The 21,690-nt window shown below is 57.6% G+C and carries 23 protein-coding genes and 2 pseudogenes; 11 read left to right on the plus strand and 14 right to left on the minus strand.

Annotated features, from left to right (window positions below; genetic code table 11):
• Positions 1-25 precede the first annotated feature (25 nt).
• The 6 genes and pseudogenes from ACZIRK_RS35905 (at position 26) to ACZIRK_RS35930 (ending at position 4,108) form a co-directional block, all read left to right on the plus strand.
• Complete coding sequence (locus tag ACZIRK_RS35905) at positions 26-1,087, plus strand: hypothetical protein (RefSeq protein WP_474419105.1); 1,062 nt, start codon at positions 26-28, stop codon at positions 1,085-1,087.
• Positions 1,068-2,045 (plus strand): substrate-binding domain-containing protein, encoded by a 978-nt coding sequence (locus tag ACZIRK_RS35910; RefSeq protein ID WP_474419106.1) that lies wholly within the window; start codon positions 1,068-1,070, stop codon positions 2,043-2,045. Before ACZIRK_RS35905 ends, ACZIRK_RS35910 begins: the two co-directional genes overlap by 20 nt.
• A gap of 485 nt (positions 2,046-2,530) precedes the next feature.
• Positions 2,531-3,142 (plus strand): hypothetical protein, encoded by a 612-nt coding sequence (locus ACZIRK_RS35915; protein WP_474419107.1) that lies wholly within the window; start codon positions 2,531-2,533, stop codon positions 3,140-3,142.
• Positions 3,143-3,212: 70 nt separating this feature from the next.
• Positions 3,213-3,497: an integrase core domain-containing protein gene (locus tag ACZIRK_RS35920; protein ID WP_474419108.1), complete on the plus strand. Its 285-nt coding sequence runs from the start codon at positions 3,213-3,215 to the stop codon at positions 3,495-3,497.
• Between the two features lie 17 nt (positions 3,498-3,514).
• Positions 3,515-3,718, plus strand: a pseudogene (locus ACZIRK_RS35925) (hypothetical protein); the annotation flags it as partial.
• Between the two features lie 81 nt (positions 3,719-3,799).
• Positions 3,800-4,108, plus strand: a complete 309-nt coding sequence (locus ACZIRK_RS35930) for a helix-turn-helix transcriptional regulator (RefSeq protein ID WP_474419131.1) — start codon at positions 3,800-3,802, stop codon at positions 4,106-4,108.
• 134 nt (positions 4,109-4,242) lie between these two features.
• Here the strand turns inward: ACZIRK_RS35930 and ACZIRK_RS35935 are convergent, their stop codons facing one another.
• Positions 4,243-4,626: a winged helix-turn-helix transcriptional regulator gene (locus ACZIRK_RS35935; RefSeq protein WP_474419109.1), complete on the minus strand. Its 384-nt coding sequence runs from the start codon at positions 4,624-4,626 to the stop codon at positions 4,243-4,245.
• A 103-nt stretch (positions 4,627-4,729) separates the two neighbouring features.
• Here ACZIRK_RS35935 and ACZIRK_RS35940 point away from each other — a divergent pair, with 103 nt between their 5' ends.
• Positions 4,730-5,752: a zinc-binding alcohol dehydrogenase family protein gene (locus tag ACZIRK_RS35940; protein ID WP_474419110.1), complete on the plus strand. Its 1,023-nt coding sequence runs from the start codon at positions 4,730-4,732 to the stop codon at positions 5,750-5,752.
• A 566-nt stretch (positions 5,753-6,318) separates the two neighbouring features.
• Here the strand turns inward: ACZIRK_RS35940 and ACZIRK_RS35945 are convergent.
• The 9 genes and pseudogenes from ACZIRK_RS35945 to ACZIRK_RS35985 form a co-directional block, all read right to left on the minus strand.
• A complete protein-coding gene (locus ACZIRK_RS35945; protein WP_130228795.1) occupies positions 6,319-6,732 on the minus strand; it encodes a GFA family protein in 414 nt (137 codons plus the stop codon).
• A gap of 104 nt (positions 6,733-6,836) precedes the next feature.
• Entirely contained in the window at positions 6,837-7,301 is a 465-nt protein-coding gene (locus tag ACZIRK_RS35950; protein WP_130228794.1) for an SRPBCC family protein, read from the minus strand.
• Positions 7,298-7,627, minus strand: coding sequence for an ArsR/SmtB family transcription factor (locus ACZIRK_RS35955; protein ID WP_474419111.1), 330 nt, complete (start codon positions 7,625-7,627; stop codon positions 7,298-7,300). Before ACZIRK_RS35955 ends, ACZIRK_RS35950 begins: the two co-directional genes overlap by 4 nt.
• Positions 7,628-7,711: 84 nt before the next feature.
• Positions 7,712-7,927 (minus strand): annotated as a pseudogene (locus tag ACZIRK_RS35960) (aldehyde dehydrogenase family protein); the annotation flags it as partial.
• Between the two features lie 181 nt (positions 7,928-8,108).
• The gene (locus ACZIRK_RS35965; RefSeq protein ID WP_474419112.1) at positions 8,109-9,209 is read right to left on the minus strand and encodes a sigma-70 family RNA polymerase sigma factor; all 1,101 of its coding nucleotides are present in this window, start codon (positions 9,207-9,209) and stop codon (positions 8,109-8,111) included.
• 81 nt (positions 9,210-9,290) lie between these two features.
• The gene (locus tag ACZIRK_RS35970; protein WP_474419113.1) at positions 9,291-10,040 is read right to left on the minus strand and encodes an SDR family NAD(P)-dependent oxidoreductase; all 750 of its coding nucleotides are present in this window, start codon (positions 10,038-10,040) and stop codon (positions 9,291-9,293) included.
• A gap of 218 nt (positions 10,041-10,258) precedes the next feature.
• On the minus strand, positions 10,259-11,062 hold the full coding sequence (locus ACZIRK_RS35975; protein WP_456641303.1) for an SDR family oxidoreductase: 804 nt from the start codon (positions 11,060-11,062) through the stop codon (positions 10,259-10,261).
• Between the two features lie 143 nt (positions 11,063-11,205).
• Entirely contained in the window at positions 11,206-11,997 is a 792-nt protein-coding gene (locus ACZIRK_RS35980; protein WP_130228791.1) for an SDR family NAD(P)-dependent oxidoreductase, read from the minus strand.
• Positions 11,998-12,360: 363 nt separating this feature from the next.
• Positions 12,361-13,368: a zinc-dependent alcohol dehydrogenase family protein gene (locus ACZIRK_RS35985; protein WP_474419114.1), complete on the minus strand. Its 1,008-nt coding sequence runs from the start codon at positions 13,366-13,368 to the stop codon at positions 12,361-12,363.
• A gap of 110 nt (positions 13,369-13,478) precedes the next feature.
• Here ACZIRK_RS35985 and ACZIRK_RS35990 point away from each other — a divergent pair, with 110 nt between their 5' ends.
• Positions 13,479-14,366, plus strand: a complete 888-nt coding sequence (locus tag ACZIRK_RS35990) for a LysR family transcriptional regulator (RefSeq protein ID WP_474419115.1) — start codon at positions 13,479-13,481, stop codon at positions 14,364-14,366.
• A gap of 39 nt (positions 14,367-14,405) precedes the next feature.
• Positions 14,406-15,338 (plus strand): LysR family transcriptional regulator, encoded by a 933-nt coding sequence (locus ACZIRK_RS35995; RefSeq protein ID WP_474419116.1) that lies wholly within the window; start codon positions 14,406-14,408, stop codon positions 15,336-15,338.
• Positions 15,339-15,655: 317 nt separating this feature from the next.
• On the opposite strand, the gene ACZIRK_RS36000 is transcribed toward ACZIRK_RS35995, so the two are convergent.
• Entirely contained in the window at positions 15,656-16,534 is an 879-nt protein-coding gene (locus ACZIRK_RS36000) for an MBL fold metallo-hydrolase (RefSeq protein ID WP_474419117.1), read from the minus strand.
• Positions 16,535-16,770: 236 nt separating this feature from the next.
• Positions 16,771-17,583 (minus strand): helix-turn-helix transcriptional regulator, encoded by an 813-nt coding sequence (locus tag ACZIRK_RS36005; RefSeq protein WP_474419118.1) that lies wholly within the window; start codon positions 17,581-17,583, stop codon positions 16,771-16,773.
• 116 nt (positions 17,584-17,699) lie between these two features.
• Between ACZIRK_RS36005 and ACZIRK_RS36010 the strand changes: the two genes are divergently transcribed.
• Complete coding sequence (locus tag ACZIRK_RS36010) at positions 17,700-18,590, plus strand: NAD(P)H-binding protein (protein ID WP_474419119.1); 891 nt, start codon at positions 17,700-17,702, stop codon at positions 18,588-18,590.
• A gap of 50 nt (positions 18,591-18,640) precedes the next feature.
• Here the strand turns inward: ACZIRK_RS36010 and ACZIRK_RS36015 are convergent, their stop codons facing one another.
• Positions 18,641-19,441: an NAD(P)H-dependent oxidoreductase gene (locus ACZIRK_RS36015; RefSeq protein ID WP_474419120.1), complete on the minus strand. Its 801-nt coding sequence runs from the start codon at positions 19,439-19,441 to the stop codon at positions 18,641-18,643.
• A 101-nt stretch (positions 19,442-19,542) separates the two neighbouring features.
• Here ACZIRK_RS36015 and ACZIRK_RS36020 point away from each other — a divergent pair, with 101 nt between their 5' ends.
• Entirely contained in the window at positions 19,543-20,511 is a 969-nt protein-coding gene (locus ACZIRK_RS36020; RefSeq protein WP_474419121.1) for a LysR family transcriptional regulator, read from the plus strand.
• Positions 20,512-20,614: 103 nt separating this feature from the next.
• Here ACZIRK_RS36020 and ACZIRK_RS36025 read toward each other — a convergent pair whose 3' ends face one another.
• A complete protein-coding gene (locus tag ACZIRK_RS36025) occupies positions 20,615-21,604 on the minus strand; it encodes a zinc-dependent alcohol dehydrogenase family protein (RefSeq protein ID WP_474419122.1) in 990 nt (329 codons plus the stop codon).
• Positions 21,605-21,690: the final 86 nt, after the last annotated feature.

A 21,690-nucleotide genomic window follows, 5' to 3' on the forward strand; every position in this document is an offset into this window, starting at 1 on the left:
GCAAGGCTACAAGGAATACACTGCCATGGTGAGTGTCGAGGACCGATCCAAGCGCATTCTGGAGTCAACGCTGAAGATACAGAGCCCCTTCGAGCTCGACCGAACGCTTTGTCTTTACAGTCCGCAGGACAATGTCGACTCGCTGAAGCATCCGCGCATCGCCGAATGGCTGCAGTTCATCCAGAACGAATATGAGCCTGAGCTGCCGTCGGCGCGCCGTCACGTCCTGCTGTTCATGCCCTGCACCAAGACCAAGCCGTATCCGTTTTCGACCGAACATATGGCGATCAACCAGCGGCTGCTGGATGAAGGCTTCCGTCCGACGAAGCGTACATACCTTCCACAGGAACTGCAGGCTCGCCTCGAACCTCCATTTTCGCCGGAGGTCTTGAATCTCTCGCCGCTCGCCAATGACAGCGGCACGGTGCTGCACCGAATGGTGATCTCGGAGCCCATGGCCGTCGTCCCCTACGAGCATATCGTCGAATATCGCGGAAAACCTTCGCCGGCGGTAGCCTATGACGATCCCGGCCTGTTCGAGAACAGGGGCAACGCCGTGTCGCCCTGGAGGGCGGACTCGACCGCAGTGCAAGTCACGGCGACCCGCTGGAAATGGGGCGACGAAGAGCGCCGGCACTATGTCATGATGCACAACGAAATGGCACGCATCCTGGCTGACGTCGTCGCGCGGATCGGCCATCACTATAGCGACATTATTTCATGGGTCGCGCCGGGCCTCACCCATCGCAGCTTCGTTCTGTCGCGCGGCGAGCGCGCCGCTCACCACGTCACGACGTCGCGCAAGGTCGGAAGCAGGCGCCTCGAACTGATCGGTGCCAACGATCATCTTGCCGCAGGGCAGAAGATCGCCTGCCTGCCGATGCCGGACGACTGCAAGCTGGCCGTTCAGCGCCTGTCGCAGCGGCTGGGGATCGACATCTCGAAGGCAACCGCCATCTACGCACGCGGCGGCGCCAATGCGACGCCGCTCGCATTGCCGGAGCTGCTCGACGTTCTCGTCAAACGGCTGGCCTCCAACCACCTCGACATCGAAGAAAGCAAAAAATATGGCAGCCTTGTCTCTTAAAATAGGGCTCAGCGATTCCGATCGCACCCGACCGATCGCGAACGGTGAAGTATCGATCGCCGGCGTCGAAGCCGACGTGACGTTGATGGGCGTGCAAGCGCTGTTCAACAAGCAGTTGACGGAACATACCTTCGACTGCTGCGAATTTCCGATCACTTCCTATCTGAGGTCGCTCGAACGCCCGGAGCGGCCTTATGTGGCGGTGCCGGTGTTTCCCTCGCGACACTTCCGCTTCTCGAACGTCTTCGTCAACACGTCAAAGCGGATCAGGACACCAGCCGATCTCGCCGGCAAGCGCATCGGCGTGCCCGTGTTCGACATGGCCGCCGCCGTCTGGCTGCGCGGCATCTTTCAGGATTATTTCGGACTGCCGCGCACCTCGCCGATCTACGTGTCGGGTGGCCTGGAAAGCGCCCGCAGTGGCGACGAGCATCCGCAATTCTATCCCGACCGCTTCAAGCACGAGCAAAGGAACGACAAGAGCCTCGCCGTCTTGCTGGCGGAGGGCGAGATCGACGCTTTATACACCGCGCGGGCACCGAGCACCTGGCGCACTCCTATGGTGACCCGCCTGTTCGAAAATCCCATGGAGGCAGAGCTCGCGTATTGCTCCAAGACCGGGATTTTTCCACCCATGCACCTCATCGCCATCAAGCGAACCATCGCCGAGTCCAACCCGGGCCTGGCGATGGCCGTGTTCGATGGTTTCGCCAAGGCTCAAACGATCGCCAGAGAGCGACTGTTCGATTCGGCGGCGCTGAGTACGATGCTGCCGTGGCAGCTCGAGAACCTGATGTTCACTGAGCAGCAGCTCGGCAGCGACTACTGGCCGGTTGGCCTCGCAAAGAATCGCTCAACGCTCGACGTTGTCAGCCGCTACATGTTCGAGGATGGCCTGATCTCCAGACAGCTTTCGCCCGAGGAATTCTTTCCGCAACCAGATCTCCTTACCACTTAGTAATTCGTAGAGGGACGCATCGGGATATTGCCCGCGCCACTCGCCTCGGAGCACGCCTTGCACTGAGCACGCCGGATGGCAGAACATCGTCGTTTGGCAGAGGATGTAGCAGAGGTCCGTCCGCCACGTCGCTAAACCCACTATTTCGGAAGCCTGTTTTCCTACCGGAGGGTAGCTTTACTCGCGAGGCGGCGCGTTGAAAGACCGCCACACATCGAGGGCGGTAGGCGGTTCGGAATGACCGCTTCTCTCCCTTCTGAGACTCTCCGGTCCGGCCGAATGTCCGGTTTGCACCAAAATCTGCTCGCTAGGATCCGCGCAGAAAAGCGGACCGGGCCCTGAATCGCGCATCACTTCTCGTCACCCATCAATCAAATGTCAGGACGACCTTTCCGAGATGCCCGCCCCGTCGCAAACTATCCATCTGTGTGTACCGAAAACCTTATCCGGGTTGATGACGTAATGGAGTCGCCTAAGCTGGCGGAATGATCGGGCTGCTCTGTTTCGTACTGGCCGTCTTGGCTTCGCCCCTCAAGTCGAAGAGCCGACTTGAAGCAGAGAATGCGGCGCTCAGACATCAGTTGATTGTCTTGAGGCGTAAGATGCGGGGTCGTGTCCGGCTCAGCAACGATGATCGCTGGTTCTTCATTCAGCTGTATCGCTGGTTTCCATCGATCTTGCAGGTCCTCACGATCATCCGGCCCGAGACGGTCGTGCGTTGGCACCGGGCCGGCTTTCGCGGCTACTGGCGTTGGAAGTCGCGCCCGATCGGAGGGCGGCCGCCGATCGACACGAGGTTGCGCGCGTTGATCCGGCGGATCAGCGTCGAAAATCCGCTTTGGGGCGCGCCACGCATCCACGGCGAACTGCTCAAGCTCGGGTTCGAGGTCGCGCAGTCCAGCGTCGCCAAGTACATGGTGAAGCGACGCGGGCCACCCAGCCAGGGATGGCGCACCTTCTTGTGTAATCACGCGCCGGACATTGCCGCCATGGACTTGTTCGTTGTTCCCACCGTCGGTTTCGATCTGCTCTATCACAGCAAATCCGACGGCGGAATGGGTTGCACGTCAAATCACGGAGGCATTTCCTTGGGATGAGGCTCCGCACTACCTCATCCGCGATCGCGACCGGATCTATGGCAGCGTCGTCACGCGCCGATTGCGCGCCATGGGCATCCGGGACACGCCTACCGCACCAGCGTCGCCCTGGCAGAATGGCTTTGCCGAACGGCTGATCGGATCGATCCAGCGTGAGTGTTTGGACCACGTCATTGTTTTGGGCGAGGCGCATCTGCGTCGGGTTCTGCAATCCTACGCCGACTATTACAATAACGTCAGAACGCATCGATCCTTGAACAAGGACGCGCCGATTTCTCGCCCGGTTCAGCGAACCGGTGCGATCAGTTCACGCCCCATCTTGGGCGGACTTCATCACCACTACGCCCGAGCTTAAGTTTTCGGTACACACACGTGCCTATATGCTCGATCGTTCTTGGTTTCACCCGTTGCTCGAAGAGATGCCGGAGATGTTGCATTTCCCCGGCGGAAGCTGGTGCCCAATGGCAGTTGCGTACAACGATCGAACTATTGGGAGCGGAGGTTGATCGGGGGCTATCGGGAGCCGATACGGCCATCTGTGCTCTCCTTGATCTGATGTTCTTGTACATTCTTAGGACTTGGCTGGCTGAGAGCAGCCATCGCAGACATACTGCCGGTTGGTCAGCAGCACTAAAGGACTCACGAATCGCTGCCGCCTTGGCTGGCATCCATAGTGAACCGGCAAAGCCATGGACAGTTGCGACGCTTGCAAGTGCAGCAGGGCTTTCGCGCGCCGCATTTGCGCGCCGGTTTTCCAGTCTGCTTGGCCAATCCCCCGCAGCTTATCTGACCTTGTGGCGGATGATGATCGCTACTCGTCTCATGCGAGATTCCGATCTACAACTTGCCGCTATCGCTGCTCAGATCGGATATTCTTCCGAATACGCCTTCGCTCACGCCTTTAAGCGTCTGCACGGTATTTCGCCCGGAGCGTATCGTCGCGGCTGGAAGAAGCCGGGCGGATGACCTGCTGATCTCGCGCGCGCCAGTTCTGCGATGAGCTCGAAGCAAATCCCGCTAGCGCTGATTCGTGTGGTAAGTGACTGATTGACGCAATCCATGCTCAAAGATGACCCTCGCTCGGGACTTATGCCCTGCATTTACGAGCGAGCTTTGTTCGAGCAAAGTAGCGGCGCGCGGGCTTGTTTCGCGCGTTGCCGGTTCAGTCTTTCTTCTCCCCATTTCGAGAGCATTTCGACGAGGGGCCTCAGGCTTTCGCCTTCCTCAGTCAAGCGATACTCCACTCGTGGAGGGACCTCGGCATAGACGGTCCGTAGAACCAGCCCGACCTCCTCGAGCTCACGAAGCTGCTTGGTCAGGAGCCGCTGCGTAATGCCGGGCAGACGACGATGAAGCGCGTTGAACCGCAGGCATCCCGCATCAAGCAGATGGAAGAGCATGACGCCTTTCCAGCGCCCGTCGATGAGATCGAGGGTCACCTCCACCGGGCACCCCGGCACGTCTGAATAGTGCTTGACCTTCATACCAATAGTTCCCTTTCGGAAACCTAGTACGCCAAATGGTCGTACTAGCAAAGACGAGCTACGTAACGATTTCTCCGACAGATCCGCGTCGAGGGAAAATTACATGCAAGCCATCACTTATCGTCCAGGCGCCGCCCTGTCCGATCCCCAGTGCTTCACGATCGCCGACAAGAAGGATCCTGTCCCGGGTCCTCGTGACCTCCTGGTCTCAGTATGCGGCGTCTCCGTCAACCCTGTCGACACCAAGATCCGTCTCGGTCAGGTCTTGATGGGCGATGCCGTCGATATCCTTGGTTGGGACGTTGCTGGTATCGTCGTCGATGTCGGAAGCGAGGTCACAATTTTTCGCCCTGGCGACGAGGTCTTCTATTCCGGCAGTCTGAGCCGGCCCGGCGGTAATGCCGAGCTCCACGCCGTCGACGAACGCCTCGTCGGCCGCAAGCCGGCGCGGCTCAGCTTTGCGCAGGCGGCGGCGCTGCCCCTCACGTCGCTCACGGCGTGGGAATTGCTGTTTCACCGCCTTGGCGTTGGCTTGGGAAAGCAACACGATGCGGGCGGATTGCTGATCATTGGTGGCGCCGGTGGCGTCGGCTCGATGCTGATCCAGCTCGCACGGCGCCTCTCCGGACTAACCGTGATCGCCAGCGCTTCACGTGCCGAGAGCCGTGACTGGTGCCTCTCGCTTGGCGCCCACCACGTGATCGATCATTCGCAGTCGATGACAGACGAGCTCGCTAGAATTGACGCGCCGGACATCACCTACATCGCCGCCCTCAATCAGACGGACCTGCACTGGACCGCGATCACCAAGATCATTGCACCAGGGGGCAAGATCGGCGTGATCACCAATCACGCATCCCTCGACGCCGCGCCTCTGCGGCCCAAGAGCGCATCGTTGCATTGGGAGGATGTGGTGACGCGGCAGCATTTCGGTGGCGCCGACATGATTGCCCACCATAAGATCCTTGATGAAATCTCCTCGCTCGCCGAAGCCGGCGTCCTGCGCTCGACGGCAACGACGGAGCTCGGCCCGCTCACGCCCACCTCACTTCGGGAGGCACACGCGCTGGTTGAGAGCGGCCGCATGCTGGGAAAGGTTGTTCTCGACCGACTTTGCGCCCGATGAGCCGAGGTCATTTCGCTGCAGCCCGATCGCGGCGAAATCCCCGGCGGTCACGCTGACTATTCTTACGTGTAATGATCATGGCCCGCAAGGCTGGGCCATGAGTCGGCGATCCGACAAACCAACTGTCCGGCACGCGACCTCCAATAACATGGATACTTCGCCTCGCGTTTGCAATCGTCGACGAGCTGCGCCCTTCGTCCAGCCGTCGGCAGCGCAAGTACGCGGTCAAATTCGATGACGTCCGCTTCCTCCTCCAGGCGGGTGGACCCGCATAGCCATGCACCAAGTCTGCTGATCCTGGGGCGGGATGGCCGTTAGTGCAGTGAAGGCCGAGATAAGCAAGATAGTCGCTAACGTCCCACAGGGCTATGCGGAGGTCAGAAATTTCTCCATCAGCAATGAGAGCATCGAAGGCACAGTACAGGCCGGTCTGGTGGTCGATCTCGTCTAACTTCACAGTTTCTGCCTTGCTTCGTCATTCAGGGAGCGTTTTTCCCCATCAGTCAATGGACCGACACCCAGTATTTGGACCGCTCCCCTGGGATCATAGGCAGGCACCCCATGTGTCACGCTGGGGGCATTTTTTCGAATTTCGGAAGAGCTGAATCGAGGTGGTCCCAAGCATAGCCAGCTGCCGTCCATGTGACCTGTTGTGGCCTATACCGACTAGGATCATCAAGACTCCCGGCGCGCACAACTAGGTAATCCGGTATGTCGCGAAACGTCGCGTAGACCGGTGATCCGCAGGTGGGGCAGAAGGCGCGTATTTTGACAGTGCCACTATCACCGACCAACTCCCAATGCGTCGCTGCTCCTTGGATGCTCGTAGCCGAGCGCGGAAAGATCAGGTGCGATAAGTGCCCCGTGCCGCTTTCACGCTGGCATTGACGACACTGGCAATCGGTCATCATTACGGGTTCGGCGAACATTTTGTAGCGGATCGCGCCGCAGGCGCACCCACCGGTATAGGGCGCGTTCATGTCTTCTCACCTTCATAGGATGGCCGTTGGCGCAAACAAAATTTAAGCAGCATCAAACCTCCTCATCCGTTCTGGGTGCGCGAGGACGATTGCCTTCTGCGCACTCAAGCCTGCTCGTCGGCAGTGCTGCCGATGTTCTTGAGAACCTTTTTCCAGCCTTCGCCCATGTTCTTGTAAGCCGTATCATTCCTTGGCAGGACGAAGCCGGAATGGACAAGTCGAAGGCGCGTTCCGTTCTCGACCCTCGAAAGCGTCCATGTGACCACTGTATTCAACAGTGAGCCGTATCCGACATTCCCCTCGTGCCCTCCCTTCCAAGCATAGGTGAGGCGTTCGTTGCGCTTCACCTCCAGCACCTGACAGTGAATGGTACCATCCCAGGCACCGGCCGGTTTTGTCTGGAATGTAAAATGCTTGCCCTCTACCGGCTCGAATCCCGTCGGCGCCATTATCCAGCGGCTCATCAGCTCGCCATTTGTCAGCGTCTTCCAGATTGTCTCAGGCGCATGTGGGAAAACCTGGTCAACCACAATCTCCTGCGTGTCGGGTTTCAATTCGGCGCCAGTCATGGATCAATCTCCTTCAGGAAGGTACGAAGATTGGCGAACCGATTGCGCCAGAAGACGCCGTAATGGCTCATCCAATCGAAAAGTGGGGCGAGGCCCTCCGGTTGGGCGCGATAGTAGACCTTTCGACCCTCGGGTCGTTCGGCGACCAGACCAGCCTGCTTCAAAGCTTTCAGATGCTGGGAGACGGCGCCCTGCGTTACCCCGCTCTCCCGCGTCAGTTCGACTACGCTAATCTCACCGGCGCTGATCACCCGCTCGAACACGGCGCGCCGAGTTGGATCAGCAAGGGCGCGCATCACCGTATCGATGGGGGTGGCGATATGCATAAAGAAATCATTAGCGAAGACTAATTCATTAGTCAATGCTAATTAATGGGACCGATGCCTTCGGACAGCGATCGCTCGCACGCGTTCTTCGAAGACGATATTCGGGGACTTCCCGCCCAGTTCGAGCGACACGCGCTTCAGACTGCGCGCCGCCGTCTCGTAAACTTTCGCACCTGTCGCATCCGAGCCGGTAAACGTGATCTTGGCGACGCCTGGATGCGCGATCAATTCGCTGCCGATCTTAGGTCCAAAACCTGTAACCACGTTGAAGATGCCGTCGGGTATACCGGCCTCCTTCGTCGGCAGCGAACAGGTTTGTCTCGCGAGTGACGCCGGCGAAATGCCTCAGCGCATCGCTGCGCCAGTGCGGGCGCGAGCCGTTGGAACGGTTCAACCAATATAACACGTAGCGTGCCGAGGATCAGCGCTCGTCCAAGCGCCACCTTCTTGCTCTGACCGCCCGGCTGATCTCGTCGGCCGCCTAATACGGGTTCTGGTCTCGATTCGGAAAATCATCGGTTACGATGGGGATGATGTGAGGAAGATCGAAAACCGGAAACAAACTTTGCGCTAGGGGCTTTGCGAAGAGCGTCAATGTGGAAATGGCGCCGTTCTCGACCGTAAGAACATGGATGGAATGTGCGGTCCAAGGCGTTTCACTGCTGGCACGAGAGTATGCTGCGAACGCGGGCTGATTGTTAGCGGCCGTTGGAACTAGGCGAAAGCTCTCGTAGGCTCTCCATGCCCATTCGAAGAAATTACCGATAGCCGCGCGACCGGCGTACCATTGTGCTTTCGGCGGCATCGTGTAAGTCGCGTCCTCTTTAAGCAGAGCCACAAGACCGTCGACGTCGAGCCGCTCCCAGGCGTTCAAGTAACGACTTAGAAGTTCCTGCTCAAACGGATTGGGCGAGCGCGACGCTGCTGGACGACCATCGGGGTAGCGCTTGGAAAGCGTCTCGCGCGCCCGCTGCAGGATACTGTTGATCGAAGCTGTTGAGCCGCCAAGGAGAGTAGCAGCCTCATTCGCAGACCAACCCAGCACGTCACACAACAGAAGCGCAGCTCGCTGACGGGGAGGCAAGCCCTGTATTACGGCAACGAACGCGAGTTGGACAGCTTCCCGCGATAGATATCGCGCCTCGGGATTTGCCGTCTCATCAATGCCTTCAAGGAACGAGTCCGGATACGGTTCTAGCCACGGCACGTCCGTAACCGACGTACCGTCCGGCATGCGCATGCCCGCCGCAGGCAGCAATTCGTTAGGGAGGAGGCGCGGAGCATTCTTTCGAGCTGCGAGAGTATTCAGGCATACGTTCGTTGCAATTTGATACAGCCACGCTCGGAAAGATCCTCGCCCCTCAAATCGATCAAAGCCGCGCCAAGCCCGCAAAAGTGTATCCTGGACTGCGTCCTCGGCTTCGTGGACGGACCCAAGCATCCGATAGCAATGCAATTTAAGCTCACGGCGAAAGGGCTCAATGCGCCGTCCAAACGCATCGTCGGGGCGATTCAACTCTCCCTTTGAGTTTGGTGCGTCAGTTGCTGTCATTGCAGCTGGATATTTGCATTCGGACAACATCCTTCAAGTCCTGACAGCCAGGATACACTTTTCGAAGACTGTGCCAGCGCAATGAACGCTGATATCGAGCGCCAGCCGGGGTCATTGAGGCACTGCTTCGAGCCCCCGGCCTGACACGATGAACGTATTTCCCTCGATAGGCCCAGTATTTGCGGCTAACTCGATAAATGCGGTCGCCACGTGCGATGATGTCGGCGGAGAGGCCATACTCCGCACGAAGTCCGCGGGCGATATGCCGAGATAGCGAGAATAACCAGCGATCGCATGCCTTCCTAAGTCCGTATCCGGCATGATGCGCGGCGCTAACGATATGAACCGCAACTCAAGCCCGAGACGGTTCGATTCCTTCTGTGCGTAGTTTGCGATAAACAGCTGCGTTCGCTTGGCGCCAGCGTATCCACCCGAGTTCGGGGATCCTGCGAGAGCAGCGCCGCTCGACACCAGAATGATCTTTGTCCCTAAGGGCAATGGGCGCAATATTGCTGCTTTACAGAAGTTAAAAGCTATCCGGACGTCAGCCTCCCAATTTCTCCCGAACTCCTGCCAGCTCTGCTCATGGAGTGGGGCGGCGGGCGGGAAAGCCCCGGCGCAAATGGCAAGGACGCTCGGCTGGCGGACGTCGAATATTCTGCGGGGCGCGTCGTCGTCCGTTGCGTCGAGCGACATGATCTGGACGTCAGACAGTTCTTGTTGCAACTGCTTGAGGGGCCCCTCCTGCCGAGCGACAGCAAATACACGCGCGCCGTTGCTGTGAGCTGCCTCCACGATACGGCGCCCCACGCCTCGGCTACCTCCGATCACCACGACGTCCTTGCCCGTCAATGCAAGCATGCTACTCTCCTAGCGTTGGGCGTTTATGTCTGCCTGACGATAAATAAGACCGGCTCGACGACCGAAATTCATCGGTGAGGTCATCTTTTTTCGCAGGTGGGCCTACTGAGTGATACGCATCTCCAAGCCACCACGCCTTTGGGGAGCCTTCCAAACAGCTCGCAGAAGAACTTCGGCTCAGGCGCGCTTTAGATTACCCGCAGGCGGCCACGCATGCGTCAAGTGTAAGATAGACGCGTTGGCTTGGAGTCATTAACTCCCGCAGGCACCAGTTTTCTAGAAGCCTTCCAGAGCTGTCCGTTAATAAAATTCGGCGCGAGCCGGCGCATGAATGCGAGTTGCTTCGACTGCCCCGGCCGGATCTCGGGAACGCCTGCTTTGAACCCGTCAAATGATTGTTTCACTAGCTGTTCGGTTGTGATCATGGTGATGCCATCGTCTTCCCGAAGGTCAGCCGTCATCTCGGTCTTGACCGCCGGAGGCATGAGTTCGATGACCTCCACACCAGTCTCCTCCAACTGGAAGCGAAGCGATTGGGTGTACGAGTGGATCGCCGCCTTGGTCGCGCAATATATCGGCAAGCATGGCAGGGGCACGAATGCCAAGGCAGACGACACGTTGATGAGCGTACCTTTGTTAGCCTTTAGCATGTCGATGAAGGCGGAAGTCATCCTGATCACGCCACCCGCGTTGACGTTTAGCTCCACCGTCAAACCAGCAATGTCGGCTGCTGTGCCCTTGAGGTTCTTATAAAGGCTAATACCGGCGTTGTTCATTAGCACGTCAAGCTGCGGGAAATCCTCCTTCACGCGTGCAGCAAGTGCAGCAATCTGAGCTGGATCGGCGACATCGCTCTGGATCGTTTGTATTTTCGGATACTGTAGCTTCACTTGGTCGAGCGCGGCCTTGCGCCGACCCGTCACGATAACCTGGTTACCGAGCTCGACGAACTTAAGCGCGAACGCAAGACCAATGCCGGCAGAACCTCCGGTGATGAGGATTGTGCGACCAGTGAGTTTCATGGATACCCCTGAGTAAACTGTGCCCCGCTCGGAGGGGCGCGATACGACAAATCGCAGTCGAGAACAGATCAACCATCGTCCGCCGACCGCCCGGATCGAGCGGTCGAACGGCACGACCACGCTGGCAGATTCGAAGCAGGACGCTAGTCGTCGAGGGCTCCCAGACTCATGTTAACGATAGTACCAGTCATCGCGCTCGCCTGATCGGAGGCGATGAAAGCAGCCGCGTTTGCCATCTCAGCAAGGGTCGTCAGCCGACGCGTGTGGGTTCTGCTCGCGATCAAATCGTGGAACTGGTCCCAGGAAATTCCCCATGCTTTGGCATGAAGGCCGTAGACTTCTCTAATCGTACCAGAGTCCGGCATGCCGAGCGGTCGAAGACCAACCACTCGAACGCCATCGCGCGCAAGTTCGGCAGAAAAGTTCCGGGTGAGCGCTTCTACGGCGGCCATGGCCGGACCGACCCCGCCCATCATCGGAATGCCGGTTCGCGAGGGGGTTGAGGTGACCGTCATGATCACACCTGATTTTCTTTTAACCATCCAGCGGGCAGCCTGCCGCGCGGTCAAAAGGTACGTTTCCGTGTAAGTCACGATTGGCCGCGAGAACTGGTCCAGCGCGAGATCGACCAGAGGCACCCCCTGCAAATTCGTATTCGGGATCCCGACGGCATTGAAAGAGATGTCAATACGACCGGCCTCGTCAATGACCGACTGGAGATGACGGCTGATCGCCCCCTCCTCGAGAGCATCAACTTCTGCAGTTTGGACCGCGGCGCCATCAAAAGCGATTTCTTTTGCGACGGCTTCAACCGAAGCTCGATTGCGGCCGGTGAGAAATAGCTTGGCTCCTTCGCGTGCAAAAGCGCGCGCGACAGCGCCCCCAACCGCGCCTCCAGCCCCGTAGATCACTGCAACCTTGTCCTTCAGCATCATCTCTGTGTTCCTGCTTGTTCTCTTGTTCGCCCGTGATCCCGAGCGACCTCGTGCGTAAGACCGGAGTGGCAGGCAAAACTCATCGGTGCCGCACGATTATTTTGTGATCCGCTTCTTTGGCGAAGGGGCGATGGCGACCTAACAATCGCGAGCGCGGTCTCTCAAGCGGCAGCATCGCCGGTCTGCTTGCCGCCGCTAAGGAACACTCGAAACCTTGATGTTCTCGGTTCTGGCGAAACTCGCTCCGCTCGGAGGAGCGGGGTGGCGAGCAAAATTCATCGGTGATCGAAAGTATTTTCGACGCCATATGACCATTGACAGCGGTACATATGGCTCTGCCCTGCCAGATTTGGTGGGCGGCGCTCAAAAGGTAAGGACGATTTTTCCGAAATGATCACCTGAATGCAGGCGTTCGAGCGCGGGGACAACATCGTTCCAGTCGAACGTGCTGTCGAGGATGGGCCTCCTCGAACTCGCGGCCATGGCGTTCAGCAGGCTTTCAAGCGACGAACGAGAACCGACCGGAATGCCCTGGACCGCAGCCTGCTTACGAAAGATATCCAGCGGATTGATACTGCCCTGCGCCCCTCCCAGATATCCAATCACGCTAATTCGTCCCCCGGAACGGACTGCCTTGAGCGATTGGGCAAAGCTGCTAGGTCCGCCAGTTTCGAGAATATGGTCGGCCCCCTGCCCCGCCGTCAACTCAAGGACCTCGTCCGACCAGGCTGGCGTTCCGCGGTAGTTAACTCCCGCAAAAGCACCTAGAGCCTTTGCTCGCTCCAACTTTTTGTCGCTGCTCGACAAAACGATCACCTTCGCACCGACCATCAACCCCACTTGAAGGCCGAATAGTGCGACCCCTCCCGTCCCTTGAACGACAACTACGTCTCCCGGCCGGATCTGGCCGAACGAAACGAGCGCCTGCCAAGCGGTGGAGCCGGCGCATGGAAAGGCGGCAGCCTCGCCGTCCGATAACGCGTCGGGAACCTTCACCAATCGCTGCTCGTCCAGCGTAACCTGTTCTTGCAGCAACCCATCCCCGGGGCCGCCCAAAGATTTCCCCGCCTTCGCGATATCGAAGCCGCCGTCGTTCCATTCACCCCAGAAAGCCGAGCAGACGCGATCTCCGGGCTTGAAACGCGCGACGTCTTGACCGACCTCGACGACCTCTCCGACGCCGTCCGAAATCGGTATCAATGGCAAATTGTAAGCTGCGGCGAACTTTCCGGAGACGATTTCGAGGTCACGATAGTTCAAACTGACGGCGCGCATCCGCAACCGGACCTCGCGTCGGAGAGGCGCGCGATATTCGCGCTCGACTGGAGCCAACCCCTGGAAGCCGTGACGTTGGACGGTAATCACCTTCATTGATCGCTCCCGGTTCTGCCTGCGCACAAAGCGCAGCCGGCGACTACATTGACCGCGCCCCTTCTGTATGCAAACGCATAATCTGTACGATGATAATGCCGAGAATTTATATGCTCGACGAAATGAGAGCTTTTGTTCTTCTGGCGGACACGGGATCGGTTAAGCGATCCGCCGAACGCCTTCGGCTCACCCAACCGGCCGTAACGCGGCAGATACAGCGGCTCGAGCATTTGCTCCGGACGGATCTTCTGGATCGACGCGTAAAGCCTCCAGCGCTAACTGCCTCAGGGCTAGTGGTTCTAAATCGCGCTCGCGCCGTGCTCGCTTCGATTGACGACCTCAAGCAAACCGTGGCCGCGGACGCCGATCCTTCCGGTCCTTTTCGAATCGGGGTGTCACATTCGCTTGCCGATGCTGGTCTGGCCGAAATGATGCACCAACTGCGCCTTCGTTATCCGAGGCTCGAGCTGTCATTGGCCAGCGGGTGGACCCCGGAGCTTGTTGATCAAGTCGAAGGCGGCCGTCTCGACGCGGCTATTTTGGTGTTCGCCGGCAACGCCCCGGATCTTCCGTCTCCCGTTGGACAAGTCGTCGGTAAGGAAGAGATCGTGATCGTCGCTCCAAAAGATCTCCCCTTGCCGAGACATTCGAATCTAAAGCAACTTTCTCAATATCCGTGGGTCCTGCTCCCCGACAAATCATGCGGCGCGCGACGCGCTCTCCAGACTTTGATCGAGCGCGATGGAGGTCAGTTTCGCCTGGCGGCCGAGGTCTACGACGTCGAACTTCAGGTATCGCTGATCCACAAGGGAGCAGGTATAGGCATTCTGCCGCGAGGCAAAATCACCGCAGAATTCAAAGATAAGGTGAAGATTGTTCGCGCCCAACGTGTAAACCTTGGAATGATCGTATCGATCGCGCACTCGCCGTTCGTTTCGAACAAGGGCGCCTGCGTTGAGTTTCTTGGATCTCAGTGCGCTCGGCAATACGGCTCCTAGATTGCCCCTACCAAGCAAGTCTTGACCGCGGAAATATCTATGCAGGAAACCACAATCAATCATGCCCGGCTTGCTGAGATCGACTTGAATCTTTTGGTCGCGCTGGATGCTATCAGCTCTTCCGGTAGCGTTACGAAAGCAGCAGGCAAGCTCCGCATAAACCAGTCATCCCTCAGCCATCAACTCGGCCGGTTGCGCGAACTTTTCGGTGACGAGCTTTTTGTCCGAAACGGCGCAGGCATGTCTCCGACACCCCGCGGGGCCGTAATCGCCAAGACTGCATCGGAGATACTGCGCCATATCGATCGAGATCTGCTCAATGCGATCGCCTTCTCTCCTGCCGAGACTAGCCGGGTATTCAAGCTTGGCATTCCGGACTATCTGGAAAGTGTACTTGTCCCGCCCTTGGCAAGATTTTGCCTGGGGGCGGCACCTCATGCGCGACTGGAACTTCATTCGCTCGAACATCAAAAGGCAACGGACATGTTGGATAGAGGTGAAATTGATGTCGCTGTCGGAAATGTTTCGGAAGGGGGTGTTGTGCACAAACGCAAGGTCTTGTTCGACGACAATTATGTTTGCCTGCACAGCTTGGCCCTCCTCGAAAAAGTCCGGTCAATTACCTTTGAAACCTACTTCGAGCTTCCACACGTAGCGGTCGATTTGAAGGAAAGAGCTTGCAGACTGGTCGACAATACGCTCGAACAGAAGAAACTGAGCCGGAAGATAGTAGTGTCCACTCCGCACGCTCACGCTCTTCCAGAGCTACTCGAATCTCTTGCGGCAATAGCGACGGTTCCACGGCTATTCGGGAGGAGTGCAGCCGAAGCGCACGGTCTCGCAGTGAGCCCGCTGCCGTTTCAGGTAGCGCCTTTTCAGATTTCTGTGGTGTGGCATGCCTCCAGTCATGTGGACCCAGGCATGATTTGGTTTCGGGGAGCAATTGCTGACGTTGCGCGATCTCTCCCGTAAATCCCGTCCCGAGCAAACGTCGTCTGATCTGCGCTGACTGATTTCTCATCCCGGTAACCAGACAAAGTAGCCGCTTTGCCGCACACTCCATTCTCAAAATGCGGTGGAATCACATTCTATCGTTCAACTTTGAAGACCCCGCAGCAGCGTCGTCAAGCCGACGTACAAACCGGCCCCGCAACGACCTGCTCGATGCCGACAACGGCCAGTCCGTCGAGACGTCCCCGGCACCGCTAACTTTGGACTCCAACGCTAAGCACCTACTACAGGTCGCGCGAAGAAGGCAGAGGATATACCGGCACCGAAGCGCGGCTCAGTTAGATCAAGCTCGGGCTCCACGGTTCATCGAAGATGGCGTAGGAATCGCCCGATGCTCGCACACGGGCAAAGCCAGGGAAATTCAGGTGCATGCCAGCAATAAGAGGATTCTCGGCGGCCGCCATAGCCAATACCGCACGGCGCGTCGTCGAGGCGGCGGCGGAGTCCACATCGAAGGCTATCGTTACAGCCGGCTTTTGAACCTGTATATTGGGGTAATGAACGATGTCACCCCAAATGAGAAGGGTCTCCGCCCCTGAACTTATTCTGTAACCGCTGTGTCCCGGCGTGTGGCCAGGTAGATGCACGAGATCGATACCGGGTATCACATCACCCGCAGTGACTGTCCGTCGCCGATTTACGTAAGCGGCAAAGACACTTCTGGCGAGATGGAAAAATGGCTGCGCAGCCTCCGGCGCACGGCTCAAATTGCCGTCATCACTCCAGAATTTATATTCTTGCTCGTGGAGGACGAGCTCTGCATTGGGAAATTGGACGGCCGACGGCGATGCCCCAACCAGGCCTCCGACGTGATCCGGATGCGCGTGCGTAAGAAACACGTGATCAATCTGACGCGGATCAATGTTGGCAGCAGCTAGCGCAACCTGGAGCCGCCCACCCCAACCGTTGATACCGCCGGCCCCTCCGTCTATGAGAATCTTCCTGCCGCCGCCTTCGATGATGTAAGCCGAAACCGTCATTGCCGATGAGCGCGGACGCCCTGCCGCCAGTATCATTTCTTCAGCTTCGGTCGGCGTGATCCCGGTCAGCAGTTCGAACGGCACATCAATGATACCATCCACAACCGCGGTTACGGTGTAATCGCCAATTTGCCTTCTGTTCAGGCCGGGCGCCTGGACTTGCGCGACTTTTGTCAAGGAACTTCCTCACGAGAGCTTGGGAGCTGGTGTCGAGGAGTTAGTGACAGTTGAGCCGCCTAAACTCAAATCGGCAAAATCAATTCAGAAAATTGAATTGCTACATATAGGCTCCGATCCCGCAAACATATTGATCTGTCTACAAAGCCTGGGAAAGGCTTCCCCATCGATCACGGCCGATCAAATTGAATTGGAGGCTCGCGGGCTCGACAATCGGGCGCGGAGCAAAGTCGGAACTATCGATTGATAGCCGTTCGACGTAGGTCCCCTGGACTACAACCAAGCTCTCGACGCATCCATCGCGCCATATGTGACTGGTGGGCAAAGCCGACCTCCAACGCGACCTCGCTTGGGCCCAACTTTCCCTGCAGCAGAAGGAAACGCGCTCGTTCCACCCTCCTCCGCAATACGTAGCGATGAACCGTCAATCCCATGGCGACCTTGAACCATGTTCGCAGATGCGAATTGCTGACGCCCGCCTCCCGGCTCAATATTTCGAGCGTAAGGGGCTGATCCAGTTTCTCATCGATATAGGTCAACACTCGCTTGAGCTGAATTGGCGAGAGACGAGCCTGCGGGTCGAGCGGCTCGTCACGCAGCCCAAGCAATTGAATTGCTAGCGCGATCCCGATGCTCTCGGCATACAGGAGATCGCTTGCTGATTTCACTGAAGGATCGTGCTCGATAGATCGAGCCAGATTAAAGATCCGATCGTGACGAAGCATATGGCGTTTTTCAAACCCGTTTGCGGTTGTAATTCGCCCGATCTCGGCCCTTACACGGTCCAGCACCACCGGAGCGAGGCGGATTTCAAGGGACTGATAAGTCGCTTCTGCATCGAAGCCTCCGGTATCTCCAGAGGGAATGAGATCGATGTCGCCGACTTCCCGCAAAGCGGCAAATCCAGTCTCTCGACAAAAAGTGCGGGTGGCACGGCTTAGGTGTACGACAATTCTGTGGGCATCAATAGGGGGGAGTACGCAGGCGCCTGGTTCAACAAGCCTTAACGTGGCCTCGAGGGGCAGGGCCGAACCGATCTGAAAATGCATTTGGCAATCTCGAACTTTGGCGGAACGTACTCAAGATTTGGCCAATTGTGCTCGACTTTCAACTGCTCGAAATCCAAAAAGCTAATACTCCGAACAACAAATGAAGATCGGCACACATGAGTTACTATGTCGTGGTGGGAGCAGGCCCAGTCGGACGCGAAACGGCTCGCCTTCTGGCAGAACAGGGGCATAGCGTAGTCCTGACGAGCAGAAATGCTGGCATGATCGAGGCGCGAGCGGTGCGCACCATTTCGGCAGATGCGACCAACGCCGTTCAGTTGGCTGAGATCAGCAAGGGCGCTGAAGCGATCTTCATGTGCGCCATGGCGGCCTATGACAGATGGCCGACTGACTTCTTTCCAATCATGGACGGCACGGTCAAGGCCGCTGAGGAGACTGGCGCCAAGATCGTCGTGCTCGGCAACCTATATGGATACGGCGAAAGTGCCGCAAGCCCACTTTCGCCATTGGCGCCGCTCAATCCGACCAGCAGAAAAGGCACAGTGAGGGGCATTATGTGGGAGCGCGCGGCCAGATCGAAGGTTCCCGCGATCGAAGTCCGTGCAAGCGACTACCTGGGCAACGGAGCTATTACCTATTTTTCGCTACTTGCCCTTCCCTCCCTTCTGAAGAAGGAGACGGTTTCATTTCCAGGTAGTCTGGATGCTATCCACGCTTGGTCATTCACCAAAGACACCGCGAAGACACTTGTGTCCGCGGCGCACTATACGGGAGAGTGGAATCGAGCGTTTCACGTTCCAAGCCAGTATGCGTCAATCCGCGAACTCACCGAAAAATTCGCAGCAGCTCTCGAGTTTGAGACGCCTAAATTACGCGAGCTCACAACGGAGGAATTGCAGGCCATCGGTTTCCACGAAGGCGTGGAGATGCGCTACTTGTTTGATAACCCACTTGTCGTCGACGCAAGCGACACCGAGCAACTTCTCGGCGTCACAGCAAGCAGCCTCGAAATAATGATCCAAGAAACATTGCTGGATCACAAGTGATGGAATTTGTCGGCTAGCCTGATCTTCTTGCGCGCCGTAGCACTCGGTCTTCAAAACCGGGCTGCTTTAGATTTGCTCACGTGCAGCGAGAAGCCGGACGCGCCAGCACCTTCAAGCCCAGGCTTCAGCTTCATGCTGGGGATGAAATAGTCGCCACCATTCTGCTTTCTATAGGCTATCGGCGCAGTTGTCTCGATAGCACGCATCCTGCCCCGGAGCTGCGTCGCGACTGCTTCGAAATCGGCCTCGCTGAAGCGATCAACCCGGTAGGCAACGAAGGGCGGCAGGACTTCATATCCTGGATAAAACAGAACCCCGTGATTGATCGGGAACAGCAGATCATCAATTGGACCGTTCACTCCTCGATCCGAATAGTGCTCCTCCCAACCGCCGGCTGTTACGATCAACATCGCTCGCCTACCCGCGAGATTTCCCTCTCCGAAGCGGTCGCCCCATCGCTTATCGCTATGTTCCCCGACGCCGTAGGCAAAGCCATTCGCGTAGACGCGATCGACCCAACCCTTAAGGATCGCGGGCATGCCGTACCACCAGAGTGGAAATTGCAGGATCAGCATGTCTGCCCAGACAAGGTTATCGATCTCGCGCTTGACATCTGATGTGAGCGCGTCGCCGTGGAAGGCATCGTTTGATGCCGCGCCCGCAACGAGACGCTTTTCGACCGGCCAGTTCGGAAAGTCTGCACGATCGACTTCAGACTTCCAGTCCTGGGCGTAAAGATCGGACACCCGAACTTCGTGACCTTGCCCAATCAGCTCCTGTACTGCAACGTCCCGGAGGGACGCGCTGAGCGACTTCGGTTCAGGATGAGCAAAAACCAGCACCACTTTCATAGATCGAACTCCGAGGCATTAACGGCGAATCTTCGTCCGACAGAGAACACCGGTTTTAGCTATATTTGAAATCGAGTAATTGCTCGGCTACTATTCATGTCATGGATAGCAAGCGGCTTGATCTCAACCTTCTGGTTACCCTCGAAGCGCTTCTAATCGAACAGAACGTGACGAGGGCTGCCGCCAGGCTGCGCCTGAGTCAGCCTGCCGTCAGCGCTCAACTTAACCGCCTCAGGAAGGTATTTGACGACCCCTTGCTGATCCCGGCACAGCGCGGGATGACACCGACCGTCAAGGCGCTCGAATTGCTTGAACCGGTACGCCAAGCGCTCGACCAGGTTCGATCCACCGTTTCACACCACAGAAACTTCGATCCCGCCAGAGCTGAGATGACCATCACGGTCTCTTGTACAGACTACTTGCAATATGCTTTGGTCGAGCCGCTCGTCCTCGAATTAAGGAAAACGGCGCCCCGGGTGCGGATCGCTATCCGCAACCTCGATCTTCCGCAACTGGAAGCGCAGATGGCGCGGGGCGATGTCGATCTCGCTCTGATGACTCCGACAGACGCGCCCGCCAACCTCCGCACCAGACACTTGTTCCATGACCGATACATACTTATTGGACGGAAAGATCACCCTCGCCTTTCGAACCGACTATCGATCAAGCAGTTCACGGAACTCGAGCACGTAATTGTATCCCTTCGCGGGGGAGACTTTGTTACTCCCGTGGATATCTCGTTAGCAGCCTTGGGACTTCGACGTAACGTCGTAATGTCGGCGGCATCCTTTCTATTTGTCCCGGACATTGTGGCACGTTCCGATTTCGTTGCTTTGGTGCCGGAACGCTTGATGTACGAACGGACCGAGAGATTGCGATTGGTTGAAAGTCCGTTTCCTGTCGAGGGATTCTCGGTCGGCATGGTCTGGCATGAACGCACCCGTGGGCATAGCGGTCACCGCTGGATCCGCGAGGCGATCGTCTCGTTGGCCAACGCGCGGCTTGCCGAGCATGCTATCGCTTCAAATCTCACCCGCAGGCATGATCGACGCACAAAGCCTTCAAAGTAAGCTCGCTCGCCTGCTTCGATCCACCACGGCTCGCAAGTTTGCGATTGCCGGTCGAGGTGGCACGAAATGCCGGTTGGCGCCCCGCAGTCCAATCAGTGCTTGCTCAAACCGTCACGACGACCTTGCCCAATTGATCATTTGACTCCAGAAAGCGATGCGCTTCGACGATCTGATCAAACGGAAAGGTCTTCGCGATCACTGGCTTTAGCGAGTCTGAGACGAGACCATCTAGGACGAACTTCTTCGCCGCCTCCAATCGAGACTTATTGCCGGTGATCTCATGGACGAGGTAGCCGCGGAGCGTGAGAATCTTGCCCAGCACGGCAGGCAATGGAAACGGGGTCGGCTCGGCACTGAGTCCGCCGTACTCGAGGAGCATACCTCCCCGCGACATTGCTGCGGTTAGAGGATTAAATATCGGCCCTCCGACAGCATCGAGAACAACGCGTACCCCTTCCGGGCCAGCAATATCCTTGAGCCTCTGCTCCAGATCCTCTTCTTCTGAAGCAATCACCTCCGATGCGCCCAACTCGAGCAGAGCTGGCTTCTTTCGAGAAGTCCTCGTGATAGCTATTGTATTCGCCCCAACGGTCTTCGCGACCTGGATCGCGGCAATTCCAACGCTACTCGAAGCGGCCGTAATGACGAGATGATCGCTCTTGGTCAACTTGGCCACTTCGATAAGGGCGCCATAGGCGGTTAGGTACTGCATCCACACGGCGGCCGCCGAGGCGAAGCTGAGCGACGCCGGGTGCTTGACAACGATATCCGCGGGAAACGTCGCGACCTCGCTGTAAGTGGGCCAGCGAACCATTGAAATTGGCGGGATGATACTAACCGCGTCACCGACCACGAAGCCGTCTACGCCTTCTCCGAGCCGTTCGACGACGCCAGCCGCTTCTAGCCCAAGGCTGGACGGCAATGTTGCCGCTTCAATATATGCGCCCTTGCGCAGGTTCGCTTCAGCCCGGTTAAGGCCCAGTGCTTTAACGCGAATTTGGACCTCACCCCGACCTGGCGGCTGAACATCGACGTTCTCGATGCGGAGAACCTCAGGACCCCCATGCTCGTGGAATCGAATAACCCGTGCCATTCTAGCGTACCCCAAAATTGTTGAGTCAACTGAGACTTGCCAGCAGACCCAGCGCAATAAATAGGATGCTGGGCAAAACAGTAGAA

The organism is Bradyrhizobium sp. Leo114, assembly GCF_055229415.2.

What these genes read in the sequence shown, in the direction of transcription:
- ACZIRK_RS35905 (WP_474419105.1), top strand. Translation starts at nt 26, where the DNA reads ATGGTGAGTGTCGAGGACCGATCCAAGCGCATTCTGGAGTCAACGCTG.
- ACZIRK_RS35910 (WP_474419106.1), top strand. Translation starts at nt 1,068, where the DNA reads ATGGCAGCCTTGTCTCTTAAAATAGGGCTCAGCGATTCCGATCGCACC.
- ACZIRK_RS35915 (WP_474419107.1), top strand. Translation starts at nt 2,531, where the DNA reads ATGATCGGGCTGCTCTGTTTCGTACTGGCCGTCTTGGCTTCGCCCCTC.
- ACZIRK_RS35920 (WP_474419108.1), top strand. Translation starts at nt 3,213, where the DNA reads ATGGGCATCCGGGACACGCCTACCGCACCAGCGTCGCCCTGGCAGAAT.
- ACZIRK_RS35935 (WP_474419109.1), bottom strand. Translation starts at nt 4,626, where the DNA reads ATGAAGGTCAAGCACTATTCAGACGTGCCGGGGTGCCCGGTGGAGGTG.
- ACZIRK_RS35940 (WP_474419110.1), top strand. Translation starts at nt 4,730, where the DNA reads ATGCAAGCCATCACTTATCGTCCAGGCGCCGCCCTGTCCGATCCCCAG.
- ACZIRK_RS35945 (WP_130228795.1), bottom strand. Translation starts at nt 6,732, where the DNA reads ATGAACGCGCCCTATACCGGTGGGTGCGCCTGCGGCGCGATCCGCTAC.
- ACZIRK_RS35950 (WP_130228794.1), bottom strand. Translation starts at nt 7,301, where the DNA reads ATGACTGGCGCCGAATTGAAACCCGACACGCAGGAGATTGTGGTTGAC.
- ACZIRK_RS35955 (WP_474419111.1), bottom strand. Translation starts at nt 7,627, where the DNA reads ATGCATATCGCCACCCCCATCGATACGGTGATGCGCGCCCTTGCTGAT.
- ACZIRK_RS35965 (WP_474419112.1), bottom strand. Translation starts at nt 9,209, where the DNA reads ATGTTGTCCGAATGCAAATATCCAGCTGCAATGACAGCAACTGACGCA.
- ACZIRK_RS35970 (WP_474419113.1), bottom strand. Translation starts at nt 10,040, where the DNA reads ATGCTTGCATTGACGGGCAAGGACGTCGTGGTGATCGGAGGTAGCCGA.
- ACZIRK_RS35975 (WP_456641303.1), bottom strand. Translation starts at nt 11,062, where the DNA reads ATGAAACTCACTGGTCGCACAATCCTCATCACCGGAGGTTCTGCCGGC.
- ACZIRK_RS35980 (WP_130228791.1), bottom strand. Translation starts at nt 11,997, where the DNA reads ATGATGCTGAAGGACAAGGTTGCAGTGATCTACGGGGCTGGAGGCGCG.
- ACZIRK_RS35985 (WP_474419114.1), bottom strand. Translation starts at nt 13,368, where the DNA reads ATGAAGGTGATTACCGTCCAACGTCACGGCTTCCAGGGGTTGGCTCCA.
- ACZIRK_RS35990 (WP_474419115.1), top strand. Translation starts at nt 13,479, where the DNA reads ATGCTCGACGAAATGAGAGCTTTTGTTCTTCTGGCGGACACGGGATCG.
- ACZIRK_RS35995 (WP_474419116.1), top strand. Translation starts at nt 14,406, where the DNA reads ATGCAGGAAACCACAATCAATCATGCCCGGCTTGCTGAGATCGACTTG.
- ACZIRK_RS36005 (WP_474419118.1), bottom strand. Translation starts at nt 17,583, where the DNA reads ATGCATTTTCAGATCGGTTCGGCCCTGCCCCTCGAGGCCACGTTAAGG.
- ACZIRK_RS36010 (WP_474419119.1), top strand. Translation starts at nt 17,700, where the DNA reads ATGAGTTACTATGTCGTGGTGGGAGCAGGCCCAGTCGGACGCGAAACG.
- ACZIRK_RS36015 (WP_474419120.1), bottom strand. Translation starts at nt 19,441, where the DNA reads ATGAAAGTGGTGCTGGTTTTTGCTCATCCTGAACCGAAGTCGCTCAGC.
- ACZIRK_RS36020 (WP_474419121.1), top strand. Translation starts at nt 19,543, where the DNA reads ATGGATAGCAAGCGGCTTGATCTCAACCTTCTGGTTACCCTCGAAGCG.
- ACZIRK_RS36025 (WP_474419122.1), bottom strand. Translation starts at nt 21,604, where the DNA reads ATGGCACGGGTTATTCGATTCCACGAGCATGGGGGTCCTGAGGTTCTC.